Source organism: Streptomyces sp. NPDC101194 (assembly GCF_044767885.1).
Classification (GTDB): domain Bacteria; phylum Actinomycetota; class Actinomycetes; order Streptomycetales; family Streptomycetaceae; genus Streptomyces.
On record NZ_JBIWOS010000003.1, the window covers coordinates 610,853 to 633,218 of the forward strand.

The following is a 22,366-nucleotide window of genomic DNA, read 5'->3' on the forward strand; positions in this document are numbered from 1 at the left end:
CAAGCTGAGAAAGAAGTGTGAGCAGGGTGTTTTCGCAGGTCAGCCGGACGACCAGGACTGCGAGGTAGGCGCAAGGTGCACATCGTCATCATGGGCTGCGGGCGAGTCGGAGCCGCTCTCGCGCAGACCCTGGAGCAGCAGGGGCACACGGTCGCCGTCGTCGATCAGGACCCCACGGCGTTCCGACGCCTCGGGTCCGGATTCGGTGGGCGGCGCGTCACCGGTGTCGGCTTCGACCAGGACACCCTCCGTGAGGCGGGGATCGAGGAGGCCGGCGCGTTCGCCGCGGTGAGCAGCGGCGACAACTCGAACATCATCGCCGCCCGGGTCGCCCGCGAGATGTTCGGCATCGAGAACGTCGCGGCGCGGATCTACGACCCTCGGCGCGCCGAGGTCTATCAGCGTCTCGGCATCCCCACGGTCGCCACCGTGCGCTGGACCGCGGACCAGATGCTGCGACGGCTGCTCCCCTCGGGGGCCGAGCCGCTGTGGCGGGATCCGAGCGGCGGTGTGCAGCTCGCGGAGGTGCACACCACGCCGTCCTGGATCGGCCACAAGATCAGCACGCTGCAGGAGGAGACGGGCGTCCGCGTGGCATTCCTCACCCGGTTGGGCGAAGCCATACTGCCCACGTCGCAGACCGTGCTGCAGGAGGGCGACCTGGTCCACGTGATGATGCGTACGGACGAGATCGCGAAGGTCGAGGCGGCCTTCGCCGAGGGCCCCGAGGAGGGCGGTCACTGATGCGTGTCGCGATTGCCGGCGCCGGTGCGGTGGGACGTTCCATCGCGGGCGAGTTGCTGGAGAACGGGCACGAGGTGCTGCTCGTCGACAAGGCACCGACGGCCATTTCGGTGGAACGGGTGCCGATGGCCGAGTGGCTGCTGGCGGACGCCTGTGAGATCACCTCGCTCGACGAGGCAGCACTTCAACGCTGCAGCGTCGTGATCGCCGCGACCGGCGACGACAAGGTGAACCTGGTCGTCTCGCTGCTCGCCAAGACCGAGTACGGCGTGCCGAGGGTCGTCGCCCGGGTCAACAACCCGAAGAACGAATGGCTGTTCAACGAGGCCTGGGGCGTCGATGTGGCGGTCTCCACACCGCGGCTGATGTCGGCCCTGGTCGAGGAGGCGGTGAGCGTCGGCGATCTGGTCAGGCTGCTGCGCTTCAGCCACGGCGACGCCAACCTGGTCGAGCTGACGCTGCCCCCGGAGTCGGCGTTGGCCGGCACCCAGGTCGGCGAAGTGGCCTGGCCCGAGGACACCTCGTTGGTCACCATCATCCGCGGGCAGCGTGTACTGACGCCGAGCACCGAGGAGACGCTGGAGGCCGGTGACGAGCTGCTGTTCGTGGCCGCGCAGGCACGCGAGGAGCAGTTGGAGGACCTGCTGTCGGTGCGCCGGGGCGACTCGGACGACTGACCGGCGCAGTGCCGATCGGAGGCCGGCACGAGGCGCCAAGCGCAGCCCTGGGCGGAAAGCAAGGGGCCCGGAACCGTTTCACACGGTTCCGGGCCCCTTGCTTTCCGCCCAGGGCGGTTCAGTACTCCTGGTGGCGCGTCGCGGCGGCGGCCGCTTCGGCCTCGCGGGCCTTCTCGGCCTGCTCCTGCGCCTCCATCTCGGCGAAGACATCGATGGGCGGCGGCGCCTTGGCGAGGAAGACCCAGGTCAGATAGACCGCGAGCAGGAAGGGCGGGATCTTCAGGGCGACCAGGACCCAGCCGAACTGGGTCGTGTCGGCCCACCAGTACAGCGGGAAGAGAACCGCGCACTTGGCGAGCAGGATCAGTCCCCAGGCATAGCTCGCCTTGGCGTATGCCTTCCTGCGGCCGGGGTTCCTGGTGCGCCAGGAGAGGTTCTCCTTGAACACCGGTCCCAGGATCAGGCCGATCAGCGGTACCCCTGCGAGGGTGGTGATCAGATAGGCGAGGGCCAGGCCGAGCGTGTAGAGCATGCCCGGCAGATAGAAGTCCTTGGCGTTGCCGGTCATCATGGCGAAGACCACGCCGAAGGCCACGCCGAAGACACCGCTGAAGGCGTGCTTCACGGTGTCCCTGCGGATCAGCCGTACGGCTACGAGGAGCAGGGACACCACCAGGGCCGCGATGGCCGAGATGTGCAGATCCTTGTTGATCGTGAAGATCGTGACGAAGAGCAGCCCGGGAAGGACTGTCTCCACCATCCCCCGGACACCGCCGAACGCCTCGAAGAGCGCTGCCTCGGTGACCGCCTTCGCGTCGGCCTCCTGCTGGTCGGTGCGGGTGGTGCGGTCCGTGTCGGACGTCGGCTTGTCGAGAGACGTCACCGGCTACTCCTTGCCGAGCGGTCGGAGTTCGTATTTGGGATTGAACAGCACCCGGCGTCCATGACTCATGGCAATCCGGCCCGAGGCGATGAGCTTGCGGCCCGGTTCTATACCCGCGATGGAGCGTCGGCCCAGCCAGACCACGTCCAGCGGCGCGGTGCCGTCGAAGAGCTCCGCCTCCAGGGCGGGGACTCCCGCGCGCGGCCGCAGGGTGACGGTCCGCAAGGTACCAGTCACCTTCACGATCTGCCGGTCGGTGCATTCGGAGATGCGCGTGCAACCCGAAGCCTGCGAGTCCTCCTGCAGCTCCTCGGACTCCAGGTCCGACTGGGAGCTGGACAGCCGGTCGAGCATCCGCCGGAAGCGGCCGGACGGCTTCTCCGCCTTGCCCGGCTTCTCGAATCGAGGAACAGCACTCATAACCGAAGGGTACCGGTCTCCCATGCTCCGAGCGGGTGTCCCGGGTCTCACTCGAACGGGTTACTTGTCAGGGCTTCGGACTTCTGGTCGGACCTTCGGAGCTCTCGTCGGAGTCGGCGAGCAAAACGAGCGACGCAGCCACGACGGACCGGGCCCGCAGCACACGCCTGCCGACGAAGGACCCGGCCGACACGCCGAAGCCCAAAGTGCCCGACTGCGGTTCAGCCGCGCTCGAACCGGTAGCCCATCCCCGGCTCGGTGACGAAGTGCCGGGGATGCGAGGGATCGGCCTCCAGCTTGCGCCTCAGCTGGGCCATGTAGACCCGCAGGTAGTTGGTCTCGGTGCCGTACGAGGGCCCCCACACCTCCTGGAGCAGCTGCTTCTGGCTGACCAGCCGGCCGCTGTTGCGGACCAGGACCTCCAGCAGATGCCACTCGGTGGGCGTGAGCCGCACGTCGCGTCCCTCCCGGTGGACCTTCTTCGCCGCCAGGTCGACGGTGAACCCCTCGGTCTCGACGACCACCATGTCGTCGGTGCCGTGCTGGCCGACGGGTTCCGCGCGGCGGACGGAGGCGCGCAGCCGGGCCAGCAGCTCGTCCATGCCGAACGGCTTGGTCACGTAGTCGTCGGCTCCGGCGTCCAGGGCCTCGACCTTCTCGTCGGAGGTGTGGCGGGCGGAGAGCACCAGGATCGGCACCCTGGTCCAGCCTCTCAGCCCCTTGATCACCTCGACCCCGTCCATGTCGGGCAGTCCGAGGTCGAGGACGACGACATCGGGGTGGCGGGCGGCGGCGAGCTGAAGGGCGGTGGCGCCGTCGGGCGCCGCGTCCACCTCGTACTTGCGCGCCTTCAGGTTGATCACGAGGGCGCGTACGATCTGCGGCTCGTCGTCGACCACAAGCACCCGGGTCATGGGGGCCCTGCCTTTCTGCTGTACGGCGATCTCCCGGAACGTTCCGGTGATCATGAGGTGACCGGCGAGGTCATGAGGTGACCCGCGCGGGAAGGTCGGGGCTGACCGGAACGTATCCCGACGCCGCCTTGAGGGTCAGCACCATGGTGAGACCGCCACCCGGGGTGTCCTCGGCGTCCAGCGTGCCGCCCATGGACTCCACGAAACCGCGGGCCACCGCGAGACCCAGTCCGACGCCCGCCCCGCGCGGGGCGTCGCCGTAGCGCTGGAAGGGCTCGAAGATGCGTTCCTTGGCGTCGTCGGGGATGCCGGGGCCCCGGTCGACGACCCGTAGTTCGACGCGTTCGCCGAGCGCGCTGGCGGCCACCGTGACGTGTTGTTCGTAGGGGCTGTACTTGACGGCGTTCTCGACGATGTTGGCGACGGCTCTCTCCAGCAGCCCGGGGTCGACCTCGACCATCGGCAGGGTCTCGGGGATGTCGAGGTCCACGCTGCCCTCCGGCACGCCGCCGAGCGCCATCGGCACCACCTCGTCGAGGTCGATCTCGCGGATCAGCGGGGTGACGGTGCCGGTCTGCAGCCGGGACATGTCCAGGAGGTTGCCCACGAGGTGGTCGAGGCGGTCGGCGCCGTTCTCGATGCCCTCCAGGAGTTCCGCCTCGTCCTCGTCGGACCACGCGACGTCGTCGGAGCGCAGGGAGCTGACGGCGGCCTTGATGGCGGAGAGCGGAGTCCGCAGATCGTGGCTGACGGCGGCGAGGAGCGCCGTCCTGATCCGGTTCCCCTCGGCGAGCCGCCGGGCCTCCTCCGCCTCGCCGACCAGGCGCTGCCGGTCCAGCACGACGGCGGCCTGGGCGGCGAACGCCCCGAGCACCCGGCGGTCCTCGGCGGGCAGCACCCTGCCGGAGAGGGCGAGCGCCATGTGGTCACCGACCGGCATGTCCACGTCGGCGTCCTCCGGCCGGGCCACCGGCCCCGGGCCGACGCTTCCGGCGCAGGTCCACGGGTCGACGTCGCTCTTCCGCTCCAGCAGGGCGACGGACTCCATGCCGAAGGTCTCGCGGACCCGGTCCAGGAGCGCGTCCAGGGTGGTCTCGCCGCGCAGCACACTGCCCGCCAGGAAGGAGAGGATCTCCGACTCGGCGCGCAGCCGGGCCGCCTGATGGGTGCGGCGGGCCGCCAGATCGACGACCGAGGCGACCGAGACCGCCACCGCGAAGAAGATCAGGATGGCGACGAAGTTCTCCGGGTCCTGCACGGTCAGGGTGTGGGTGGGCGGGGTGAACCAGTAGTTCAGCAGCAACGAGCCGACGGCGGCCGACGCGAGTGCGGGCAGCAGCCCGCCGAGCAGAGCCGCCGCGACCGTCATGAAGAGGAAGAGCAGGACGTCGTTGGCGAGCCCCGGTCCGTTCTCCAGACCGGTGAGCAGCAGCGAGAGCAGCGCCGGGCCGCCGACGCCGACCAGCCAGCCCCAGATGATCCGGACCCGGCCCAGCCGGGCGCCGCGGGCGATGGGCAGCCCGCGGCCCTTGGCCACCTCTTCGTGGGTGACGATGTGGACGTCGAGGTCGGGGCCGGACTCACGGGCGACCGTGGCGCCCACGCCCGGTCCGTAGATGTACTGCCAGGCCTTGCGGCGGCTGGAGCCGAGGACGATCTGCGTGGCGTTCACCCCACGGGCGAATTCGAGGAGCGCCGACGGTATGTCGTCGCCGATGACATGGTGGAACGTGCCGCCGAGATCCTCGACCAGGGTCCGCTGGACGGTGAGCTCCTTGGGCGAGGCCGAGGTCAGTCCGTCGCTGCGGGCGATGTAGACGGCGAGGATCTCGCTGCCGGAGCCCTTGGCGGCCATCCGGGACGCGCGACGGATGAGCGTACGGCCCTCGGGGCCGCCGGTGAGTCCGACGACGATGCGTTCACGGGCCTGCCAGGTGGTGCGGATGTTGTGCTCGCCGCGGTACTGCTGAAGGTATTCGTCGACCCGGTCGGCGACCCAGAGGAGCGCCAGCTCGCGCAGGGCGGTCAGGTTGCCGGGGCGGAAGTAGTTGGACAGGGACGCGTCGATCCGGTCCGGCTTGTAGATGTTGCCGTGGGCCATCCGGCGGCGCAGTGCCTGGGGCGACATGTCGACGAGTTCCAGCTGGTCGGCCCTGCGGACGACCTCGTCGGGGACGGTCTCGCGCTGGCGTACGCCGGTTATGGCCTCGACGACGTCGCCGAGCGACTCCAGGTGCTGGATGTTGACGGTGGAGATCACGTCGATGCCGGCCTGGAGGAGCTCTTCGACGTCCTGCCAGCGTTTGGCGTTGCGGGAGCCGGGCACATTGGTGTGCGCGAGTTCGTCCACCAGGGCGACGGCCGGGGCCCGCTCCAGAACCGCGTCCACGTCCATCTCGGTGAAGACGGCGGAACGGTACTCGATCTCACGGCGCCGGATCTGCTCCAGGCCGTGGAGCATGACCTCGGTGCGCGGGCGGTCGTGGTGCTCCACGAAGGCGACGACGCAGTCGGTGCCCCGTTCGACGCGCCTGTGGGCCTCGGAGAGCATCGCGTACGTCTTGCCGACGCCGGGTGCCGCACCCAGGTAGATCCGAAGCTTGCCGCGTGCCATGGCCCCATTGTCTTCTCTGAACCGGCTGCGGCAGATGCGGCAGCCGCTTCGAAGCTACCCCGTAGATTCTCGACAAATCGGACCAGGGGTGGAGGTGAGAACCGAATTGACAGGATTCTGACGCCCGCACCGAGTACGGGATGCCAGGAAGGAACACGGGACGCTTCGGCGGAGTCCCGCCTTCCGCAGGTCAGGGCCGCTCCCGGCCGGTGGTCAGGGCGTCCGGGCACTCGGATCCGCCCCGGGCCGGGCCAGATCGGTGGCATCCCCGCCGGCCGCGATCTGCCGGGCCGGGGCCGATATCGGCCCCGGCAACTCAAGACCGCCCTTCACCCGGCTCGACGATGCACTCGGCCCTCACCCCTGCTCGACGATGTGCCCGTCGCTCAGCTCCAGCACCCGGTCCGCCAGGCCCAGCAGCTGGGCGTCGTGCGTCGCCACCAGTGCGGTGACGCCCTCACTCCGTACCACCGCCTTCAGCAGCTCCATCACCGCGAGCCCGGTCTCCGCGTCGAGCTGTCCCGTCGGCTCGTCCGCGATCAGCAGCGCGGGGCGGTTGGCGAGCGCGCGGGCGATCGCGACGCGCTGTTGCTGACCGCCGGAGAGCTCTCCGGGACGCTGGGCCGCGTGGTCGGCGAGACCGACCATGGAGAGCAGCAGCGCCACCCGCTCCTCGCGCTCGCGCGGGTCCGTCTTGCACAGTCGCAGGGGTACGCCGACGTTCTCCGCGGCCGTCAGGATCGGGATCAGGCCGAAGGACTGGAAGATGAAGCCGATCCGGTCCCGGCGCAGCTCCAGCAGCCCGCTCTCACCGAGTTCGGCGAGGTCCGTGCCGTCGACGGTGATCCGGCCGCCGTCCGGGCCGTCGAGTCCACCGACCAGGTTGAGGAGGGTCGTCTTGCCGGAGCCCGAACGTCCCTTGAGCGCGACGAGCTCTCCGCGTGGCAGCTCGAAGGAGACCCCTCGCAACGCGTGCACGGCCGCCGCACCGGTGCCGTACGAGCGATGCAGGTCCTCGACCCGGACCATGGGTCCGCGCGCCACGTCCTCGGCCACCGCCGCACCGCTCCGCCCTCCGGCGCCCGCCTGGCCGGTGATGTCGGTCATGTCTCTCCCCCGCACATGTTTCCCCGTACGTGATCGTCTCGTCGGCCGCCAGTATGTGCATCGGGCACAGGGCCGGGCAATGGCCGGGATGCCTGCCAGGCGTCCGGCCGCGCGCCGATGCGGTCGCCGACGACGAGCCGCACCCGGTGGCGGAGCCCGTCCCCTGCGCGGCGCGTCGGACCGTGGCGCCCGGCGCGGCGCAACAGCACAGGCGTCCGCCCCCGTTCCCCACCAGCCTCCCTGGTCATCCTCTCCCCCGGATGATCGGGCCGGCACTGGCGGACGCCATCGGCGTCGCAACAGCCCGGACAGATTGAGCACATCAACCCGAAGCGCACGTGACGGATCGTCGGTTCGTTCGCTCCGTCGCCCCGGTCGGCCCTCGCCACCGGGGCGCTACCGCTTCCCCACAACTTTCCGACAACTCCCTGACACCGGCCGACCAGCCTTGCCGGCGTCCACCGGGGCATGTGCCCCGTCCTTGAAAGGGTGCGCATGACCTTACGCAGAAGCCTTCCCCGGCTGGCGGCCGGAGTCCTCGGGATATCCCTGACCGTGTCCGCGGTGCCCGCCACGACCGCCACCGCAGGAACACGGCCCACCACCGCCCCCACCGTCTCCGAGCAGCAGGTGATGCCGCATCTGCGTGCGCTGCAGCGGATCGCCGACCGCAACGGCGGCAACCGCGCGCACGGCACGCGGGGGTACGCCGACTCGGTGACGTATGTGAAGAACGCCCTCGACCGGGCGGGCTTCCGGACGAAACTCGTCCCCTTCACCCACGACGGCGCCACCGGCAGCAATCTGATCGCCGACTGGCCGGGCGGCGACCCGGACCATGTGCTGCTGACCGGCGCCCATCTCGACAGCGTCGAGGAAGGCCCGGGAATCAACGACAACGGCTCCGGCTCGGCAGCGGTCCTGGCCACCGCACTCCAGGTGGCCACGTCGCGGCTGACACCCGAACGGCACCTCCGGTTCGCATGGTGGGGTGCGGAGGAGCAGGGCCTGATCGGCTCGGCGGACTACGTCCGGAAACTCTCCGCGGCCGAGCGCCGCACGATCGATGTCTACCTCAACTTCGACCAGGCGGGCAGCCGGAACACCCGGCAGTGGCTCGTGGTCCACGACGACGAGCACGGCGAGACCGAGGCCCAGCAGGCTTTCGAGGCGTGGTTCGCCGAGCGGAACATCCCCACCTTCGACATCGGCGTCGGCGGCTCGGACCACGAGTCCTTCGGCAACGTCGGCATCCCGTCGTCCGGATTCAGCACCGGCATCTCGGACTGCATCCACGAGGCGTGCGACGACCTCACCAACGTGGACCCGAAGACGGAGACGACGAGCACCGACGCCCTCATCGGCGTGCTGTGGAAGCTCGCCGCCACCGGTTCCCGGCACTGACCGCCCCTTCCCCAGGAACGAGACATGCGCAGACTGCTGAACCGACGCCGCCGATCCGCCGCCGCCCTCGTGGCCGCGGTCGTGAGCGGCACCGTGCTGACCGCTCTCCCCGCCTCGGCCGCCATCGGCGGCTCGGGCGTCGGTGACCCGTACTTCCCCGACGACGGCAACTCCGGCTATGACGTCTCCCACTACGACGTCCGCATCGCCTACGACCCGGCGCGCACCGACCACCTGGACGGGGACACCACCGTCACCGCCCGCGCCCTGACCGGCCTGGACCGCTTCAGCCTGGACCTCAAGGGCTTCACCGTGGCATCGGTCACGGTGGACGGCACCCCGGTGAAGGCGTTCTCCCGGTCCGGATCCCATGAGCTGGTCATCACCCCGGCCCGCCCGGTCGTGAAGGGCACGACGTTCGCGGTCCGGGTGAAGTATGCGGGCAAGCCCGACGCCGAGGGCTGGCACACGCTGAAGACCGGCGGCGCGTACGTGGCGGGCGAACCGCACGCGGCGACCTCCTGGTATCCCGCCGACGACCACCCGTCCGACAAGGCCACCTTCGCCCTCACCGCAACGGTGCCCGACGGCTGGACGGCCGTCGGCAACGGCCTGCCGGGCCAGGTCACCGTGAAGGACGGCAGGAAGACCTTCCGCTGGTTCGAGGACAAGCCACTGGCGACGTACCTCAGCACGGTCGCGATCGACAGGTTCACCGTCCACCGGGGGAAGACGGGCGCCGGAACGCCGGTCATCACGGCCTACAGCCCGGACGCCGTCGTCGATCCGGACGCGGAGGCCGAGCAGACGGACATCCTGGACTTCCTGGCCGCGAAGTTCGGCCCGTACCCCTTCTCCTCGGCGGGCGCCATCGTCGTCGGGGCCACGAAGGAACCCACCAATGGCCCGATCGCCCTGGAGACGCAGAGCCGCCCCACGTACAGCGGCATGCTCTTCGACGCCTCGGTGGTCCATGAGAACACCCACCAGTGGTTCGGTGACAGCGTCTCGTTCAAGGACTGGCGGGACGGCTGTGCCGCGGAGTGCTTCGCCCAGTACGCCGGGCAGTTGTGGGAGGAGCACAAGGGCGCCGACCTGGATCGGGACTACTACCGTTCCGAGATCGAGAACTACCGCGACGACCCGTCGTTCTGGTCCACCAGGCTGTACGACCCGGGCCCGGGGAAGGAGTTGGACTCCGCGCTGTACTTCAAGGGGTCGCTGATGCTGCACGCCCTGCGGCGCACGGTCGGTGACGAGGCGTTCTTCCGGACGCTCAGGGCCTGGACCCGCGACCACGCGTACGGAAACGCCTCGTTCCGGCAGTTCGAGGCGCTGGCGGCGAAGGTGTCGGGGAAGGACCTCAAGGGCTTCTTCGGGGCCTGGGTCGACGGCACGGTGATCCCGCCGGCGAAGTACCTCTACCCGGGGAGCCTGGGCTCGCCTACGGGCTGAACCGGCTTTCGGCGTGCGGTATGCGGTATGCGGTATGCCGCATACCGCATACGGCCGATGGTCCGGGGCCGGCCGCGAAGGCCGGCCCCGGTGCTCTCAAGCTCCGCTCACCAGCTGCTTGAGAGCGATGTTGAGCTGGAGGACGTTGACCCTCGGTTCCCCCACGAAGCCGAGAATCCGGCCGTCCGTGTGCTGCTCGACGAGCTTCTCCACCTGCGCGACGCCGAGATGGTTCCGCTCGGCGACGCGGCGCACCTGGAGCTGTGCGTACGCCGGGGAGATGGCCGGGTCGAGGCCGGAACCCGAGGAGGTGACGGCGTCGGCCGGCACGTCGGTGGGGCTGACGGGGTGGCCGGGGACGGAATTGTCCTTGACGACGGCGGCTTTGGCGGCCGTCACCGCGTCGATCAGTTCCTTGCTGTCTCCGGAGCGGTTGGTCGCGCCGGAGAGGATCAGCTTGTACTGGGTGTTGACGCTGTTGGTGCCGAGGCCGTCGGAGGGGCGCGGCTGGAACCACCTGAGGTCCGGGGCCGCGGTCTGCTGCCCCTTCTTCAGCGGCAGGTCGTAGCGCTGGCCGATGAGTTCGGAGCCCACGACCTTGCCGTTCGCGGTGATCTCGGAGCCGTTGGCCTTGTCGGGGAAGATGCCCTGGGCGACACCCGTCACGGCGAGCGGGTAGAGCACGCCGCAGACGACCGTGAGAACGAGCAGGGCACGCAGCCCGGCCCAGAGCAACCGGACGGTGTTTGCTACGGAGTTGTTCATGGCAGGTCAGCCGATTCCGGGGATGTGGGAGATGATCAGGTCGATGATCTTGATGCCGATGAACGGGGCGACCAGGCCGCCCAGGCCGTAGATCCCGATGTTGCGCCGGAGCATGGAGTCGGCGCTGCTGGGCCGGTAGCGCACGCCCTTCAGGGCGAGCGGCACCAGTGCGATGATGATCAGCGCGTTGAACACGACCGCCGACAGGATCGCGGACTGGGACGAGGACAGCCGCATGATGTTGAGCGTGTCCAGGCCGGGGTAGACGCTCGCGAACATCGCCGGGATGATCGCGAAGTACTTCGCGACGTCGTTGGCGATCGAGAACGTCGTCAGCGCACCCCGGGTGATGAGCAGTTGCTTGCCGATCTCGACGATCTCGATCAGCTTGGTCGGGTTGGAGTCCAGGTCCACCATGTTCCCGGCCTCCTTGGCGGCCGAGGTGCCGGTGTTCATCGCCACGCCGACGTCCGCCTGGGCGAGGGCGGGCGCGTCGTTGGTCCCGTCGCCCGTCATCGCGACCAGCTTGCCGCCCGCCTGCTCCCGCTTGATGAGGGCCATCTTGTCCTCGGGCGTGGCCTCCGCCAGGAAGTCGTCCACCCCCGCCTCCTCGGCGATGGCCTTCGCGGTCAGCGGGTTGTCACCCGTGATCATGACCGTCCTGATGCCCATCCGGCGCAGCTCGTCGAACCGCTCCCGCATCCCCTCCTTGACGACGTCCTTGAGATGGACGACGCCCAGGACCCGGGCACCCCGCCCGTCCTCAATAGCCACCAGCAGCGGTGTGCCGCCGGCCTCGGAGATCCGGTCGGTGAGTGCCCGTGCCTCCGGCGAGACGCTGCCCCCGCGCTCCTTGACCCACGCGACGACGGAACCGCTCGCGCCCTTGCGGACCCTGCGTCCGTCGACGTCCACGCCCGACATCCGGGTCTGGGCGGTGAACGCGACCCATTCGGCGTGCCGCAGTTCGCCCTGGTGGCGCTCGCGCAGCCCGTACTTCTCCTTGGCGAGCACCACGATCGAGCGGCCCTCGGGCGTCTCGTCGGCCAGCGAGGACAGCTGGGCGGCGTCCGCCAGTTCGGCCGCGGTCGTGCCCCTGACGGGGACGAATTCGGCGGCCTGCCGGTTGCCGAGCGTGATGGTGCCGGTCTTGTCGAGCAACAGGGTCGAGACATCGCCGGCGGCCTCGACGGCACGCCCCGACATCGCGAGCACGTTGCGCTGCACCAGCCGGTCCATCCCGGCGATTCCGATCGCGGAGAGCAGCGCTCCGATGGTCGTCGGGATCAGGCAGACCAGCAGCGCGGTCAGCACGATCATCGACTGCTTCTGGCCCGCGTAGACGGCGAACGGCTGGAGGGTGACGACGGCGAGCAGAAAGACGACGGTGAGGGACGCGAGCAGGATGTTCAGCGCGATCTCGTTGGGCGTCTTCTGCCGGGCCGCGCCCTCGACCAGGGCGATCATCCGGTCGATGAACGTCTCACCGGGCTTGGTGGTGATCTTGACGACGACCCGGTCGGAGAGCACCTTCGTACCACCGGTGACGGCCGAGCGGTCGCCGCCGGACTCCCTGATGACCGGAGCCGATTCACCCGTGATGGCGGACTCGTCGACGCTCGCGACACCGTCGACGACGTCCCCGTCGCCGGGGATGATGTCACCGGCCTCGCAGACCACCAGGTCACCGATGCGCAGTTCGGTGCCGGGGACCCGCTCCTCGTTCGTGCCGACGATCCGCCGCGCGACGGTGTCGGTCTTGGCCCTGCGCAGCGTGTCGGCCTGCGCCTTGCCGCGCCCCTCGGCGACCGCCTCCGCCAGGTTGGCGAAGATCGTGGTCAGCCACAGCCAGGCCGCGATCGCCCAGCCGAACCAGTCACCGGGGTTCAGGCACGCCAGCACGGTGGTGAACACCGAACCGATCAGCACCACGAACATCACCGGGGACTTGACCATCACCCGGGGGTCGAGCTTGCGTACGGCGTCGGGGAGGGACGTGAGCAGTTGTCCGGGGTCGAACAGGCCCCCGCCGACGCGTCCTTCGCTCTGGTGACCCGTGGGCGCGTCCTGGTGGGGTGCCCGGGTGGGGGTGACAGTGGACATCGAGTCCTCATGCTTCGTACGAGTGGTCATGACGCCAGCCCTTCGGCCAGCGGCCCCAGCGCCAGGGCCGGGAAGTAGGTCAGCCCGGTGATGATCAGGATCGTGCCGACCAGCAGCCCGCTGAACAGCGGCTTGTGCGTGCCCAGGGTTCCCACGGTCGCCGGTACGGGCTTCTGCTCGGCGAGCGAGCCGGCCAGTGCCAGCACGAACACCATCGGCAGGAAGCGGCCCAGCAGCATCGCGAGACCGATGGTCGTGTTGAACCACTGCGTGTCCGCGTTCAGTCCGGCGAAGGCCGAACCGTTGTTGTTGGCACCCGAGGTGTAGGCGTACAGCACCTCGGAGAATCCATGCGCACCGGAGTTCAGCATGGAGTGCGGCGGGGTGGGCAGGACCAGCGCCGCGGCGGTGAAGCAGAGCACCAGCGCCGGGGTGATCAGGATGTAACAGGCCGCGAGCTTGATCTGCCGGGTGCCGATCTTCTTGCCGAGGTACTCGGGCGTACGGCCGACCATCAGGCCCGCGATGAAGACCGCGATGATCGCCATGACGAGCATGCCGTAGAGGCCGGACCCGACCCCGCCGGGCGCGATCTCGCCGAGCTGCATGCCCAGCATCGTGATGCCCCCGCCGAAGCCCGTGTACGAGGAGTGGAAGGAGTTGACCGCACCCGTGGAGGTGAGCGTCGTCGCCACGGCGAAGATCGACGAACCGGCGATCCCGAACCGGGTCTCCTTGCCCTCCATGGCCCCGCCCGCGATGTCGAAGGCGGGCCCGTGGTGGCTGAACTCGGTCCACATCATCAGGGTGGTGAAGCCCAGCCAGATGACACCCATCGCCGCCAGGATCGCGTAGCCCTGCTTCAGCGAGCCGACCATCCGGCCGAACGTCCGTGTGAGCGCGAAGGGAATGACCAGGATCAGGAAGATCTCGAACAGGTTGGACAGCCCGTTGGGGTTCTCGAACGGGTGGGACGAGTTGGCGTTGAAGTAGCCCCCGCCGTTCGTACCCAGCTCCTTGATGGCCTCCTGCGAGGCCACCGCTCCGCCGTTCCACTGCTGCGAACCGCCCATGAACTGGCCGACCTCATGGATGCCGGAGAAGTTCTGGATGGCACCGCAGGCGACCAGCACCAGCGCACCGACCACGGCGATCGGCAGCAGGATCCGGACGGTGCCGCGTACCAGGTCGGCCCAGAAGTTGCCCAGTTCACCGGTACGGGAGCGGGCGAAGCCCCGTACCAGCGCCACCGCGACGGCGATGCCGACCGCGGCCGAGACGAAGTTCTGCACCGCGAGTCCGCCGGTCTGGACGACATGGCCCATGGCCTGCTCGCCGTAGTACGACTGCCAGTTGGTGTTCGCGACGAAGGAAGCCGCCGTGTTGAAGGCCTGGTCGGGGTCGATCGAGGCGAAGCCGAGCGAACCGGGCAGGGCGCCCTGGAGCCGCTGCAGCAGATAGAGGAAGAGGACACTCACCGCGGAGAAGGCGAGGACCCCGCGCAGGTACGCGGGCCAGCGCATCTGTGCGTCGGGGTTGACGCCTACGGCCTTGTACATCCACTTCTCGACGCGCAGGTGCTTCTGCGAGGAGTAGACGCCGGCCATGTGGTCGCCGAGCGGACGGTATGCCAGTGCCAGCGCCACGACGAGCGCGAGAACCTGGAGCACACCAGCGAGGACGGGGCTCATATCGGGCTCAGAACCTCTCCGGGTACAGAAGGGCGAGGATGAGATAGCCCAGCAGGGCGACGGCCACGACGAGGCCGACGACGTTCTCGGCGGTCACAGCTTGGCCACCCCCTTGGCGACGAGAGCCACCAACGCGAACACCGCGATCGTGGTGACGACGAAGGCCACATCGGCCATCGTGTGCTCCTAGATGAGGTACGGAATCTCTGACCTCCTGAGCAAACCTCGCGCCCCGACGGTCCCGGCCCTGCGTTGATGGCTTCCTTACGGGGAGGGGCGGGCCTTTGACGGCGCACATACGTGCCCGATACGCGCCCCATACGCGCCCCTTTGTGCGCCCCGAGCCGCCACTACGGCCGGCTCCTGGACGCAGCGCCTGGACGGAGATCGCCACGCGCCGAGGATGCCCGGTCGTCCCTCGGCCCGGCTCCGCTTGACCCTGACACGGTGACAGGGTCTTCACTGCAGCCAAGGAGGTGGTCCTCGTGACCCTGTCGAAAGAGGACACGATCACGATGCGGGTTCTCCAGGGGCTGGAGAACAAGAGCTCGTCGGTCCGGGTGCAGGCGGCGCTGGCGGTCGGCACGACCCCGGACCCGGGGTTCATCGGCAAGCTCGTCGAGCGATGTGCGATCGAACCCGATTTCTACGTACGCGAAATGCTGACGTGGGCGCTCACCCGCCACGCGGCATCGATGACGGTCCCGGTGCTTCTCGACGAAGTCCGCTCGGAACGTGCGCAGGCACGGAGCCAGGCGTTGCACACGCTGTCCAAGATCGGCGATCGGCAGGCGTGGCCGGCGATCACACCGGCGCTGCTGTCCGACGCCGACGACGAGGTGGCCCGGAGCGCCTGGCGGGCGGCGGTCGTGCTCGTGCCCGAAGGTGAGGAGCACGAGTTGGCCGTAGTGTTGGCGACACAGCTCGGACGCGGCGAACACGAGACGCAACTGAGCCTCAGCCGGGCGCTGATCGCGCTCGGGGAGGTGATGTCGCCGACCCTGGCCGCCGCGACGACGGATCCCGACCCTCGCGTGCGCGCGCACGCGATCGCCACGGAACGGCTGTGGCGCGACCCGAATGCCGGATTCGAGTCCGCGGTCGAGGAGGCGAAGCGCATCGTGGCCCTCGGCGAGGCCGGCCAGGAGGAGCGGTAGGCAGTGTTGATCGGTGATGTCGCGCGACGGTCCGGGGTCAGCGCCCGCATGCTCAGGCATTACGAATCGCTCGGCCTGGTGCGGCCGACGGGCCGTACCGACTCCGGCTACCGGGAGTACTCCAGCGAGAACATCCGGCGCATCTTCCACATCGAGAGCCTGCGGTCATTGGGGCTGTCCCTGCGCGACGTCGGGCGCGCGCTCGACGACCCCGGCTTCACGCCCGCCGAGCTCGTCGACGACCTCGTCCGCCAGGCGCGAGACCGCGTCGCAGCAGAGACGGAGCTGCTCACGCGACTCCGTCGGATCGGTGCCGCGGAACCCGCCGACTGGGAGGACGTCCTCCAGATCGTCGCGCTCCTCCAGGCGTTGGGGTCGAAGAGCGCGGGGGCTCGGCAGCGCGCGGCCCTCTCCGCGATCGAGGAAGTTCCCCTACCGGTGGAGGCCCTGGTCGAGGCCGTGCTGAACGAGCCGGATCCGAACGTCGCCGGAGCCCTTCGTTGGGCTCTGGCGCGATCGGGCGAGGACGCGTCGGCACTGCTGGCGACGGGCCTCGGATCACCCGCTGCCGAGGTACGGAAGCGTGCCGTCCAGTCCCTCGCCGAGATTCCGAGCGGTGAGGCCACCGCACTGCTGCGCAGCGCCCTCACGAACCCCGACGTCGTGGTCCGCGGGTACGCGGCTCTGGCGCTCGGGGCACGTGGAGCAGCCGACGCGGTCCCGACTCTCGTCGACATGATCGTCGAGGAGAGGAACGACGCCGACGCAGCCGATGCACTGAGCACGCTGGCGAGCGATCCCGCGTCGGCGGAGCAGATCGCTGCTCGGCTCGTCGACTGCCTCGCCCTCAACACCATCGGACCCTCTGCACGTCGACGGGTGACACAGGCGCTCGCTGACATCCCGGGGGTCTCGGCGTCGCGTGCCCTCGCAGATCTGTCACATGACGAAGACCGTGCCGTTGCGCTCACCGCGGCATACATTCTCAAGCTGCGCGAAGCACGACAGTGAATCTTTCCTGAGGCGCTGTGCGCGTGGGGCCCGGTTGTCGCCGGTCGCCGCCCGCGAAGCCCACACCTGCCCGACCACCGGCCGCGTACGGTCGGCGCGGTTGTCGTACGGGCAGGCCCGCGCCCTTCTCGACGAGCGCTCCGCCGTGCGGGGCCGGGACCTGCACGTACACCGCCACTCCTCCCTGACCCGCCTCGCAGACGCCGGGGCGGGCCTGCTGATGCCGATGGCCGACGCCTGCTACGAGGTGGCGTCGACCCACAGGTCGGTGCTGTGGGCCCCGATGAGACCACTGATGCGGGTGAGTACGTCACTGACCGGCTGCGGGTCGAGTCGGCGTCCGTCGCGCAAGCGCAGTGCGACGTGATCGTCAGCGGCCTCCTTGGCGCCGATGACGGCTTGGTAGGGAACCAGGCGTGCCTCTCGGACACGGGCACCCAGGCTGCCGCGTTCCGGTCCCGCGATCTCGGCACGCAGTCCGAGGTGGGTACATCGTCGGGCAAGGGCTGCGGCGTCCGGCAGTTCGGTGTCGGAGACCGGGAGAACGACCAGCTGAGTGGGGGCGAGCCAGGCGGGGAAGGCACCGCCGTGCTGTTCGATGAGATGGGCGACGGCTCGCTCCACACTGCCGATGATGCTGCGGTGGACCATGACCGGGCGGTGTTTGGCGCCGTCCGCGCCGATGTAATGCAGATCGAACTGCTCGGGCTGATGGAAGTCGACCTGGACGGTGGACAGGGTGGACTCCCGACCGGCACCGTCGGCGACCTGGACGTCGATCTTGGGGCCGTAGAACGCGGCCTCGCCCTCGGCCGCCTCGTAGGGCAGGCCGGAGCGGTCGAGGACGTCGGTCAGCAGGGCGGTGGACCGTTGCCACTTCTCGGGCGCGGCAACGTACTTGCCACCGGAGCCCGGCAGGGAGAGCCGGTAGCGGGTCGGGGTGATGCCGAGCGCCTCGTGGGCCCGGCGGATCATCTCCAGCGCCGCCTGCGCCTCTTCGGCGACCTGGTCCAGGGTGCAGAAGATGTGCGCGTCATTGAGCTGGATGGCCCGCACTCGGGTCAGTCCGCCGAGCACACCGGAGAGTTCGGAGCGGTACATGCCTCCCAACTCGGCCATGCGCAGGGGCAGCTCGCGGTAGCTGTGGGAGCGGGAGCGGTAGATCACCGCGTGATGGGGGCAGAGACTCGGCCGCAGGACGACCTGCTCCCCGCCGAGGTCCATCGGGGGGAACATGTCGTCGCTGTAGTGCGCCCAGTGCCCCGAGATCTCGTACAGCTCCCGCTTTCCGAGTACGGGTGAGTACACATGGTGGTAGCCCGCTCGCCGCTCGGCGGCGCGGATGTACTCCTCCAGGGTGTGGCGTACGGACGCGCCGTCGGGCAGCCAGTACGGCAGGCCCGCACCGATCAGCGGGTCGGTGTCGAACAGGCCCAGTTCACGGCCGAGCTTGCGGTGGTCATGCATGGCGGTCTCCTCACGGACATCGGGCGAGTGACCGCAAGGCGAAGCCCCGGGGCACTCGCCCCGGGGCTTCGGACCAGAACATCTGTCAGCGCGCCGGGACACTCTCCGGCGTCGTCGTCATGGCAGCGCGCTTCATGCCGCAGACGTTAGCAGGACGCGGCGAAGTCCACACGGTGATTCCTCGTCAGGAGTGCCCGGCCCTTGGCCTGCGGCCTTCTGCGGAACGTCGGTCGGGCTTGTCCCGGCGATCCCCCCGGAAAGCCGAAAGGCCGGTGGGCCGCACCCCCTCGGAAGGAAGTACGGCCCACCGGCCTTCGGCTGTGCCGGGCGGCAGCCCGGATCCGCTCAGCGCACCTCGGTGATCTCGGGGCCGCGCTGGAGCTGGCCCATGCCACCGGAGAACTTCGAGCTCTCCTGGTTCTCCTGCTGGACGCCCTCGGGCACCATCTGGGCGTCGTTGGGAAGCTTGAGGACGATCGGATCGCGCGGCGCCATCGGTCCCTCGCCGCGGACGACCACGGTGTCCCGGAAGATCGTCTCCAGCAGCCCCGCGGCCTCCGGCTGCACCGCACCCTGGCCGGAGATCACTCCGCGCAGGAACCAGCGCGGCCCGTCGACGCCGACGAAGCGCACCAGCTGCACACCGTTCGTCCCGTCGGGGAGCTGTACAGGGACCTGGGCGCGCAGCTCCCAGCCCAGCGGACCCTCGACCTCGTCGATGATCCCGCCCTGCTGGGTGATGCCGGAGGCGATCTCCTCGCGGACCTCGCCCCAGATGCCCTCCTTCTTGGGCGCGGCGAACGCCTGAAGCTGGATGGCACTGTCGTGCAGCACCACGGTCGCGGCCACGATCGCGTCACCGGCGACCTCGACCCGCAGCTCCATGCCCTCGACGCCGGGCACGAACACGCCGCCCAGGTCGACCCGGCCCTCGCCGGGCTGGGAGACCTCGCTGATGTCCCACGGTCCGTCCGGCCGCGGCGCCGGCGGGAGATTCACCCGACGCGAGCCGCTGTCGGCCCCATCGGCGTCATCGAGCTCGTCGACGACCTGCTCGGCCTCGCGCGCTTCGTCCGCCACGTCATCGGCGGAACCACTCTTCTTGCGACGTCCGAACACGTCACTGTCCTTCCCGGTCGGGTACGACCGAAGCGTAGCTGTTCCCGCCCTGGGCAACCCCGCCCCTGACGCCATCGACATCACCGGAAGCGTGCCCTCCGGTGGATCCGAAGCCTCCCTCGCCGCGAGCCGAGCCGGGCAGCTCGGCCACTTCGTGGAAGCGCACCTTCTCGACCTGCTGTACGACCAGTTGGGCAATCCGGTCGAACCGCTCGAACCGCACGGGCTCCCGCGGGTCGAGGTTGATGACGATCACCTTGATCTCTCCACGGTACCCGGCATCAACCGTCCCCGGGGCATTGACGAGAGCGACTCCGCAGCGTGCGGCGAGGCCGGACCGAGGGTGCACGAACGCCGCATACCCGTCGGGCAGCGCGATCGACACCCCGGTGGGCAGAACCGCCCGCTCCCCCGGGGCCAGTTCGGCGGCCTCGGTGGTCACCAGATCGACCCCGGCGTCGCCGGGGTGCCCATAGGCCGGAATCGGCACGTCCGGGTCGACCCGGCGGATCAGTACGTCCACGGGACGGCGCATCAGGGGTTCACCTCGAACGCGCGGGCGCGCCTGACCTGATCCGGGTCGGCCATCGCGGCCCGGATCTCGGCCGGGCGGCCGTTGTCGATGAAGTGGTCGACCTTCACCTCGATGAAGAGGGCCTCGGCACGGACCGCCACGGGCCCGTCCGGGCCGCCGATCCGGCCCGTCGCCCGCGAGTAGATCTTCCGGCCGTGCACCGCGGTGATCTCGGCGTCGAGGTACAGCACGGTGTCCACCGGAACCGGCGCGACGAAGTCGGTCTCCAGCCGCCCGGTCACCGCGATCACCCGCAGCAGCCAGTTCAGCGAGCCGAGCGTCTCGTCCAGCGCGGTGGCCAGAATGCCGCCGTGCGCCAGGCCCGGGGCGCCCTGGTGGGCGGCCTTCACGGTGAACTCCGCGGTGACTCTGACACCCTCACCGGCCCGCGCCTGGAGGTGCAGCCCGTGGGGCTGTCCCCCGCCGCAGCCGAAACAGTGTTCGTAGTGCGCGCCGAGGAGTTCGCCGGGGGCCGGGGCTTCGGGGTGCCGGACCGGTTTCACCGCGTCGGCCGGGGGCTTCAGAGCCACAGATGTTCCACTCACAGGCGCAGACCTTACCCGCGCGGCCACCCGCAGGTCGCGCCGTGCCAAGCTTGGGTTCATGCAGCCTTCCACCCCGCCTTTCGACGAACGACTGACCGCACCGCGTTCGTGGTGGCTGATCGCCTCCCTGGTCGGCATCGCCTGTGCCCTGATGCTGCTGCCGCTCGGCAGCCTGCCGCTGCTGGCCGGCCTGGTGGGCGGCACGGCACTCTCGGCGGTCGCGGTCAGCTCCTACGGTTCGGCCAGGATCCGGGTCGTCGCGGGCGCCCTGGTAGCCGGTGACGCGCGCATTCCGGTGTCGGCGCTCGGTGAGGCCGAGGTGCTGGACGCGGAGGAGGCGCGTGCGTGGCGCTCGTACAAGGCGGACACCCGCGCGTTCATGCTGCTGCGCAGCTACATCCCGACGGCGGTACGGGTGGAGGTCACCGACCCCCAGGACCCGACGCCGTACGTCTACCTGTCGACCCGCGAGCCGCAGGCCCTGGTCGCCGCGCTCAGCGCGGCACGGACCTGAAAGGCGCACCGCGACACGGGCCGGGCATCGCGGCACGGCCCGAAGAGGCGTGTTCAAAAACCCCCGCCCACCCGCTGAGGCCGCACGGCGCGCGCCCTCGCGACATGGCCGGATCGCACCGGTCCCGGGTTCTTCGCAATCCCGGCCGGCTGCGTTCTTCCCGGTACCCGGGAGGAGCTCCTCGCGGGCTCTCCAGGAGCTTCGTCGGTCCCCAGCAGGCTCTGACCCGCCGGACCTGATCCCGAACGAGAGGCCCTAGCTCCCGGGCTCACCCGGCAGCCCCTCGTGCGGGCCGCCCGTCGATGGCGGCTCCGAAAGCCGGTCCCAGGGGATCTGGCGCTCGCGCAGGTCCTTCCTGACCCGCTCGGCGAGCTTTCTGGTGTCGCGTCGGTTCACCATCGCGCCGACGGCGGCGCCGATCATGAACGGGACGAGATTCGGCAGGTTGCGCACCGTGCGCTTCATGATCTGCTGGCGCAGCTCGCGCTTCATCTGGCCGCCCAGCGCGGCATTGACCGTCACGGGACGGGCGACATCGATACCGCGCTCCTCCGTCCAGGACGTCAGGTAGGCGCTGGAACGCTGGGTGAGCCCGCCCGGCGGGCGCAGCCCGTAGACCTCGTGCAGCTCGGCGACGAGCTTCATCTCGATCGCGGCCACACCGGTGACCTCCGCCGTCAGCTCGGCGAGCAGGGCGGGCGGTACGGGCATCATGGCCGCCGCGCCGATACCTGCGCCGACGGCGGCGGTGGCCTTGCTCGCCCCCGCGATGAGCTTGTCGGCGAGCTCCTCGGGCCCGAGGCCCGGGAACTGCTTGCGCAGGGTGGCGAGGTCACGCACAGGGACGCGGGGAGCCGTTTCGATGATCAGGTCGGCTATATGACCGATCGCGGCCCTGGCGCTCTCCCCGCCCTTGCGTACTCCCCGTTTCATCGAACCCAGACGGCCTGCCCCGGTCACGGGCTCCGCCCTGTCGACCTGTCCGGCCCCATCGGCCGTGTCGACTCCCTCGGCTGCCGTGACCACTTCGAGCGAGGCCGGTCGGCCTCGCTCGTCGTCCCGCACACCCGTGGAGGGTGGCAGGGCGGACCGCTCGGCAGGCGCTGCAACGCCTTCTGCCGGGCCTGTACCGCCCTGATTCGCCTCCGACGACCTCTTGCGCCGAAAGCGTCGCTTCCGGAACGGTGTGTCGCCTGCCACGG

The 22,366-nt window shown here is 69.7% G+C and carries 21 protein-coding genes; 7 read left to right on the plus strand and 14 right to left on the minus strand.

The genetic code is table 11. The features are described 5' to 3' along the window. Nucleotides 1-75: 75 nt before the first annotated feature. Nucleotides 76-744, plus strand: a complete 669-nt coding sequence (locus ACIRP2_RS15770) for a TrkA family potassium uptake protein (protein ID WP_124721011.1) — start codon at nucleotides 76-78, stop codon at nucleotides 742-744. Continuing rightward, nucleotides 744-1,421, plus strand: coding sequence for a TrkA family potassium uptake protein (locus tag ACIRP2_RS15775; protein ID WP_124721010.1), 678 nt, complete (start codon nucleotides 744-746; stop codon nucleotides 1,419-1,421). The genes ACIRP2_RS15770 and ACIRP2_RS15775 overlap by 1 nt, the downstream gene beginning before the upstream one ends. Before the next feature lie 118 nt (nucleotides 1,422-1,539). On the opposite strand, the gene ACIRP2_RS15780 is transcribed toward ACIRP2_RS15775, so the two are convergent. From ACIRP2_RS15780 to ACIRP2_RS15800, 5 genes are all read right to left on the minus strand, one after another. Further along, nucleotides 1,540-2,304, minus strand: a complete 765-nt coding sequence (locus ACIRP2_RS15780) for a DUF3159 domain-containing protein (RefSeq protein ID WP_404250501.1) — start codon at nucleotides 2,302-2,304, stop codon at nucleotides 1,540-1,542. 3 nt (nucleotides 2,305-2,307) lie between these two features. After that, entirely contained in the window at nucleotides 2,308-2,724 is a 417-nt protein-coding gene (locus ACIRP2_RS15785; protein WP_404250503.1) for an OB-fold nucleic acid binding domain-containing protein, read from the minus strand. A gap of 221 nt (nucleotides 2,725-2,945) precedes the next feature. Next, entirely contained in the window at nucleotides 2,946-3,638 is a 693-nt protein-coding gene (locus ACIRP2_RS15790; protein WP_351084878.1) for a response regulator, read from the minus strand. A gap of 70 nt (nucleotides 3,639-3,708) precedes the next feature. Then, the gene (locus ACIRP2_RS15795; RefSeq protein WP_404250505.1) at nucleotides 3,709-6,252 is read right to left on the minus strand and encodes an ATP-binding protein; all 2,544 of its coding nucleotides are present in this window, start codon (nucleotides 6,250-6,252) and stop codon (nucleotides 3,709-3,711) included. Nucleotides 6,253-6,609: 357 nt separating this feature from the next. Next, the gene (locus tag ACIRP2_RS15800; RefSeq protein ID WP_404250507.1) at nucleotides 6,610-7,359 is read right to left on the minus strand and encodes an ABC transporter ATP-binding protein; all 750 of its coding nucleotides are present in this window, start codon (nucleotides 7,357-7,359) and stop codon (nucleotides 6,610-6,612) included. Nucleotides 7,360-7,854: 495 nt separating this feature from the next. Here ACIRP2_RS15800 and ACIRP2_RS15805 point away from each other — a divergent pair, with 495 nt between their 5' ends. Together ACIRP2_RS15805 and ACIRP2_RS15810 are read left to right on the plus strand one after the other, a co-directional pair. After that, the gene (locus ACIRP2_RS15805) at nucleotides 7,855-8,763 is read left to right on the plus strand and encodes a M28 family peptidase (protein ID WP_404250509.1); all 909 of its coding nucleotides are present in this window, start codon (nucleotides 7,855-7,857) and stop codon (nucleotides 8,761-8,763) included. Between the two features lie 24 nt (nucleotides 8,764-8,787). After that, nucleotides 8,788-10,218: a M1 family metallopeptidase gene (locus ACIRP2_RS15810; RefSeq protein ID WP_404250511.1), complete on the plus strand. Its 1,431-nt coding sequence runs from the start codon at nucleotides 8,788-8,790 to the stop codon at nucleotides 10,216-10,218. Nucleotides 10,219-10,314: 96 nt separating this feature from the next. Here ACIRP2_RS15810 and ACIRP2_RS15815 read toward each other — a convergent pair whose 3' ends face one another. The 4 genes from ACIRP2_RS15815 to kdpF are packed head-to-tail and all read right to left on the minus strand — an operon-like array spanning nucleotide 10,315 to nucleotide 14,874. Further along, entirely contained in the window at nucleotides 10,315-10,983 is a 669-nt protein-coding gene (locus ACIRP2_RS15815) for a potassium-transporting ATPase subunit C (RefSeq protein WP_404250513.1), read from the minus strand. 6 nt (nucleotides 10,984-10,989) lie between these two features. Then, nucleotides 10,990-13,116 carry a potassium-transporting ATPase subunit KdpB gene (gene kdpB, locus ACIRP2_RS15820; protein WP_404250515.1) on the minus strand — a complete coding sequence of 709 codons (2,127 nt, stop codon included), beginning with the start codon at nucleotides 13,114-13,116 and terminating at the stop codon, nucleotides 10,990-10,992. Further along, nucleotides 13,113-14,777 (minus strand): potassium-transporting ATPase subunit KdpA, encoded by a 1,665-nt coding sequence (gene kdpA, locus ACIRP2_RS15825; RefSeq protein ID WP_404250517.1) that lies wholly within the window; start codon nucleotides 14,775-14,777, stop codon nucleotides 13,113-13,115. The genes kdpB and kdpA overlap by 4 nt, the downstream gene beginning before the upstream one ends. Nucleotides 14,778-14,784: 7 nt before the next feature. Beyond that, nucleotides 14,785-14,874, minus strand: a complete 90-nt coding sequence (gene kdpF / locus ACIRP2_RS15830) for a K(+)-transporting ATPase subunit F (protein ID WP_351084850.1) — start codon at nucleotides 14,872-14,874, stop codon at nucleotides 14,785-14,787. A 388-nt stretch (nucleotides 14,875-15,262) separates the two neighbouring features. Here kdpF and ACIRP2_RS15835 point away from each other — a divergent pair, with 388 nt between their 5' ends. Next, on the plus strand, nucleotides 15,263-15,934 hold the full coding sequence (locus ACIRP2_RS15835) for a HEAT repeat domain-containing protein (RefSeq protein WP_404250519.1): 672 nt from the start codon (nucleotides 15,263-15,265) through the stop codon (nucleotides 15,932-15,934). Between the two features lie 3 nt (nucleotides 15,935-15,937). Continuing rightward, nucleotides 15,938-16,945 (plus strand): HEAT repeat domain-containing protein, encoded by a 1,008-nt coding sequence (locus tag ACIRP2_RS15840; RefSeq protein WP_404250521.1) that lies wholly within the window; start codon nucleotides 15,938-15,940, stop codon nucleotides 16,943-16,945. Between the two features lie 240 nt (nucleotides 16,946-17,185). Here the strand turns inward: ACIRP2_RS15840 and thrS are convergent, their stop codons facing one another. The 4 genes from thrS to ACIRP2_RS15860 form a co-directional block, all read right to left on the minus strand. Then, a complete protein-coding gene (gene thrS / locus ACIRP2_RS15845) occupies nucleotides 17,186-18,412 on the minus strand; it encodes a threonine--tRNA ligase (protein WP_404250524.1) in 1,227 nt (408 codons plus the stop codon). A gap of 345 nt (nucleotides 18,413-18,757) precedes the next feature. Further along, nucleotides 18,758-19,531 carry a DUF3710 domain-containing protein gene (locus ACIRP2_RS15850; RefSeq protein ID WP_404250526.1) on the minus strand — a complete coding sequence of 258 codons (774 nt, stop codon included), beginning with the start codon at nucleotides 19,529-19,531 and terminating at the stop codon, nucleotides 18,758-18,760. Between the two features lies 1 nt (nucleotide 19,532). Beyond that, entirely contained in the window at nucleotides 19,533-20,066 is a 534-nt protein-coding gene (gene dut / locus ACIRP2_RS15855) for a dUTP diphosphatase (RefSeq protein ID WP_404250528.1), read from the minus strand. Then, complete coding sequence (locus ACIRP2_RS15860; RefSeq protein ID WP_404250530.1) at nucleotides 20,066-20,650, minus strand: PaaI family thioesterase; 585 nt, start codon at nucleotides 20,648-20,650, stop codon at nucleotides 20,066-20,068. The genes dut and ACIRP2_RS15860 overlap by 1 nt, the downstream gene beginning before the upstream one ends. Nucleotides 20,651-20,708: 58 nt before the next feature. Between ACIRP2_RS15860 and ACIRP2_RS15865 the strand changes: the two genes are divergently transcribed. Continuing rightward, entirely contained in the window at nucleotides 20,709-21,164 is a 456-nt protein-coding gene (locus tag ACIRP2_RS15865) for a DUF3093 domain-containing protein (protein ID WP_404250532.1), read from the plus strand. A 255-nt stretch (nucleotides 21,165-21,419) separates the two neighbouring features. Here ACIRP2_RS15865 and ACIRP2_RS15870 read toward each other — a convergent pair whose 3' ends face one another. Beyond that, nucleotides 21,420-22,364, minus strand: a complete 945-nt coding sequence (locus ACIRP2_RS15870) for a hypothetical protein (protein ID WP_404250534.1) — start codon at nucleotides 22,362-22,364, stop codon at nucleotides 21,420-21,422. Nucleotides 22,365-22,366 lie beyond the last annotated feature (2 nt).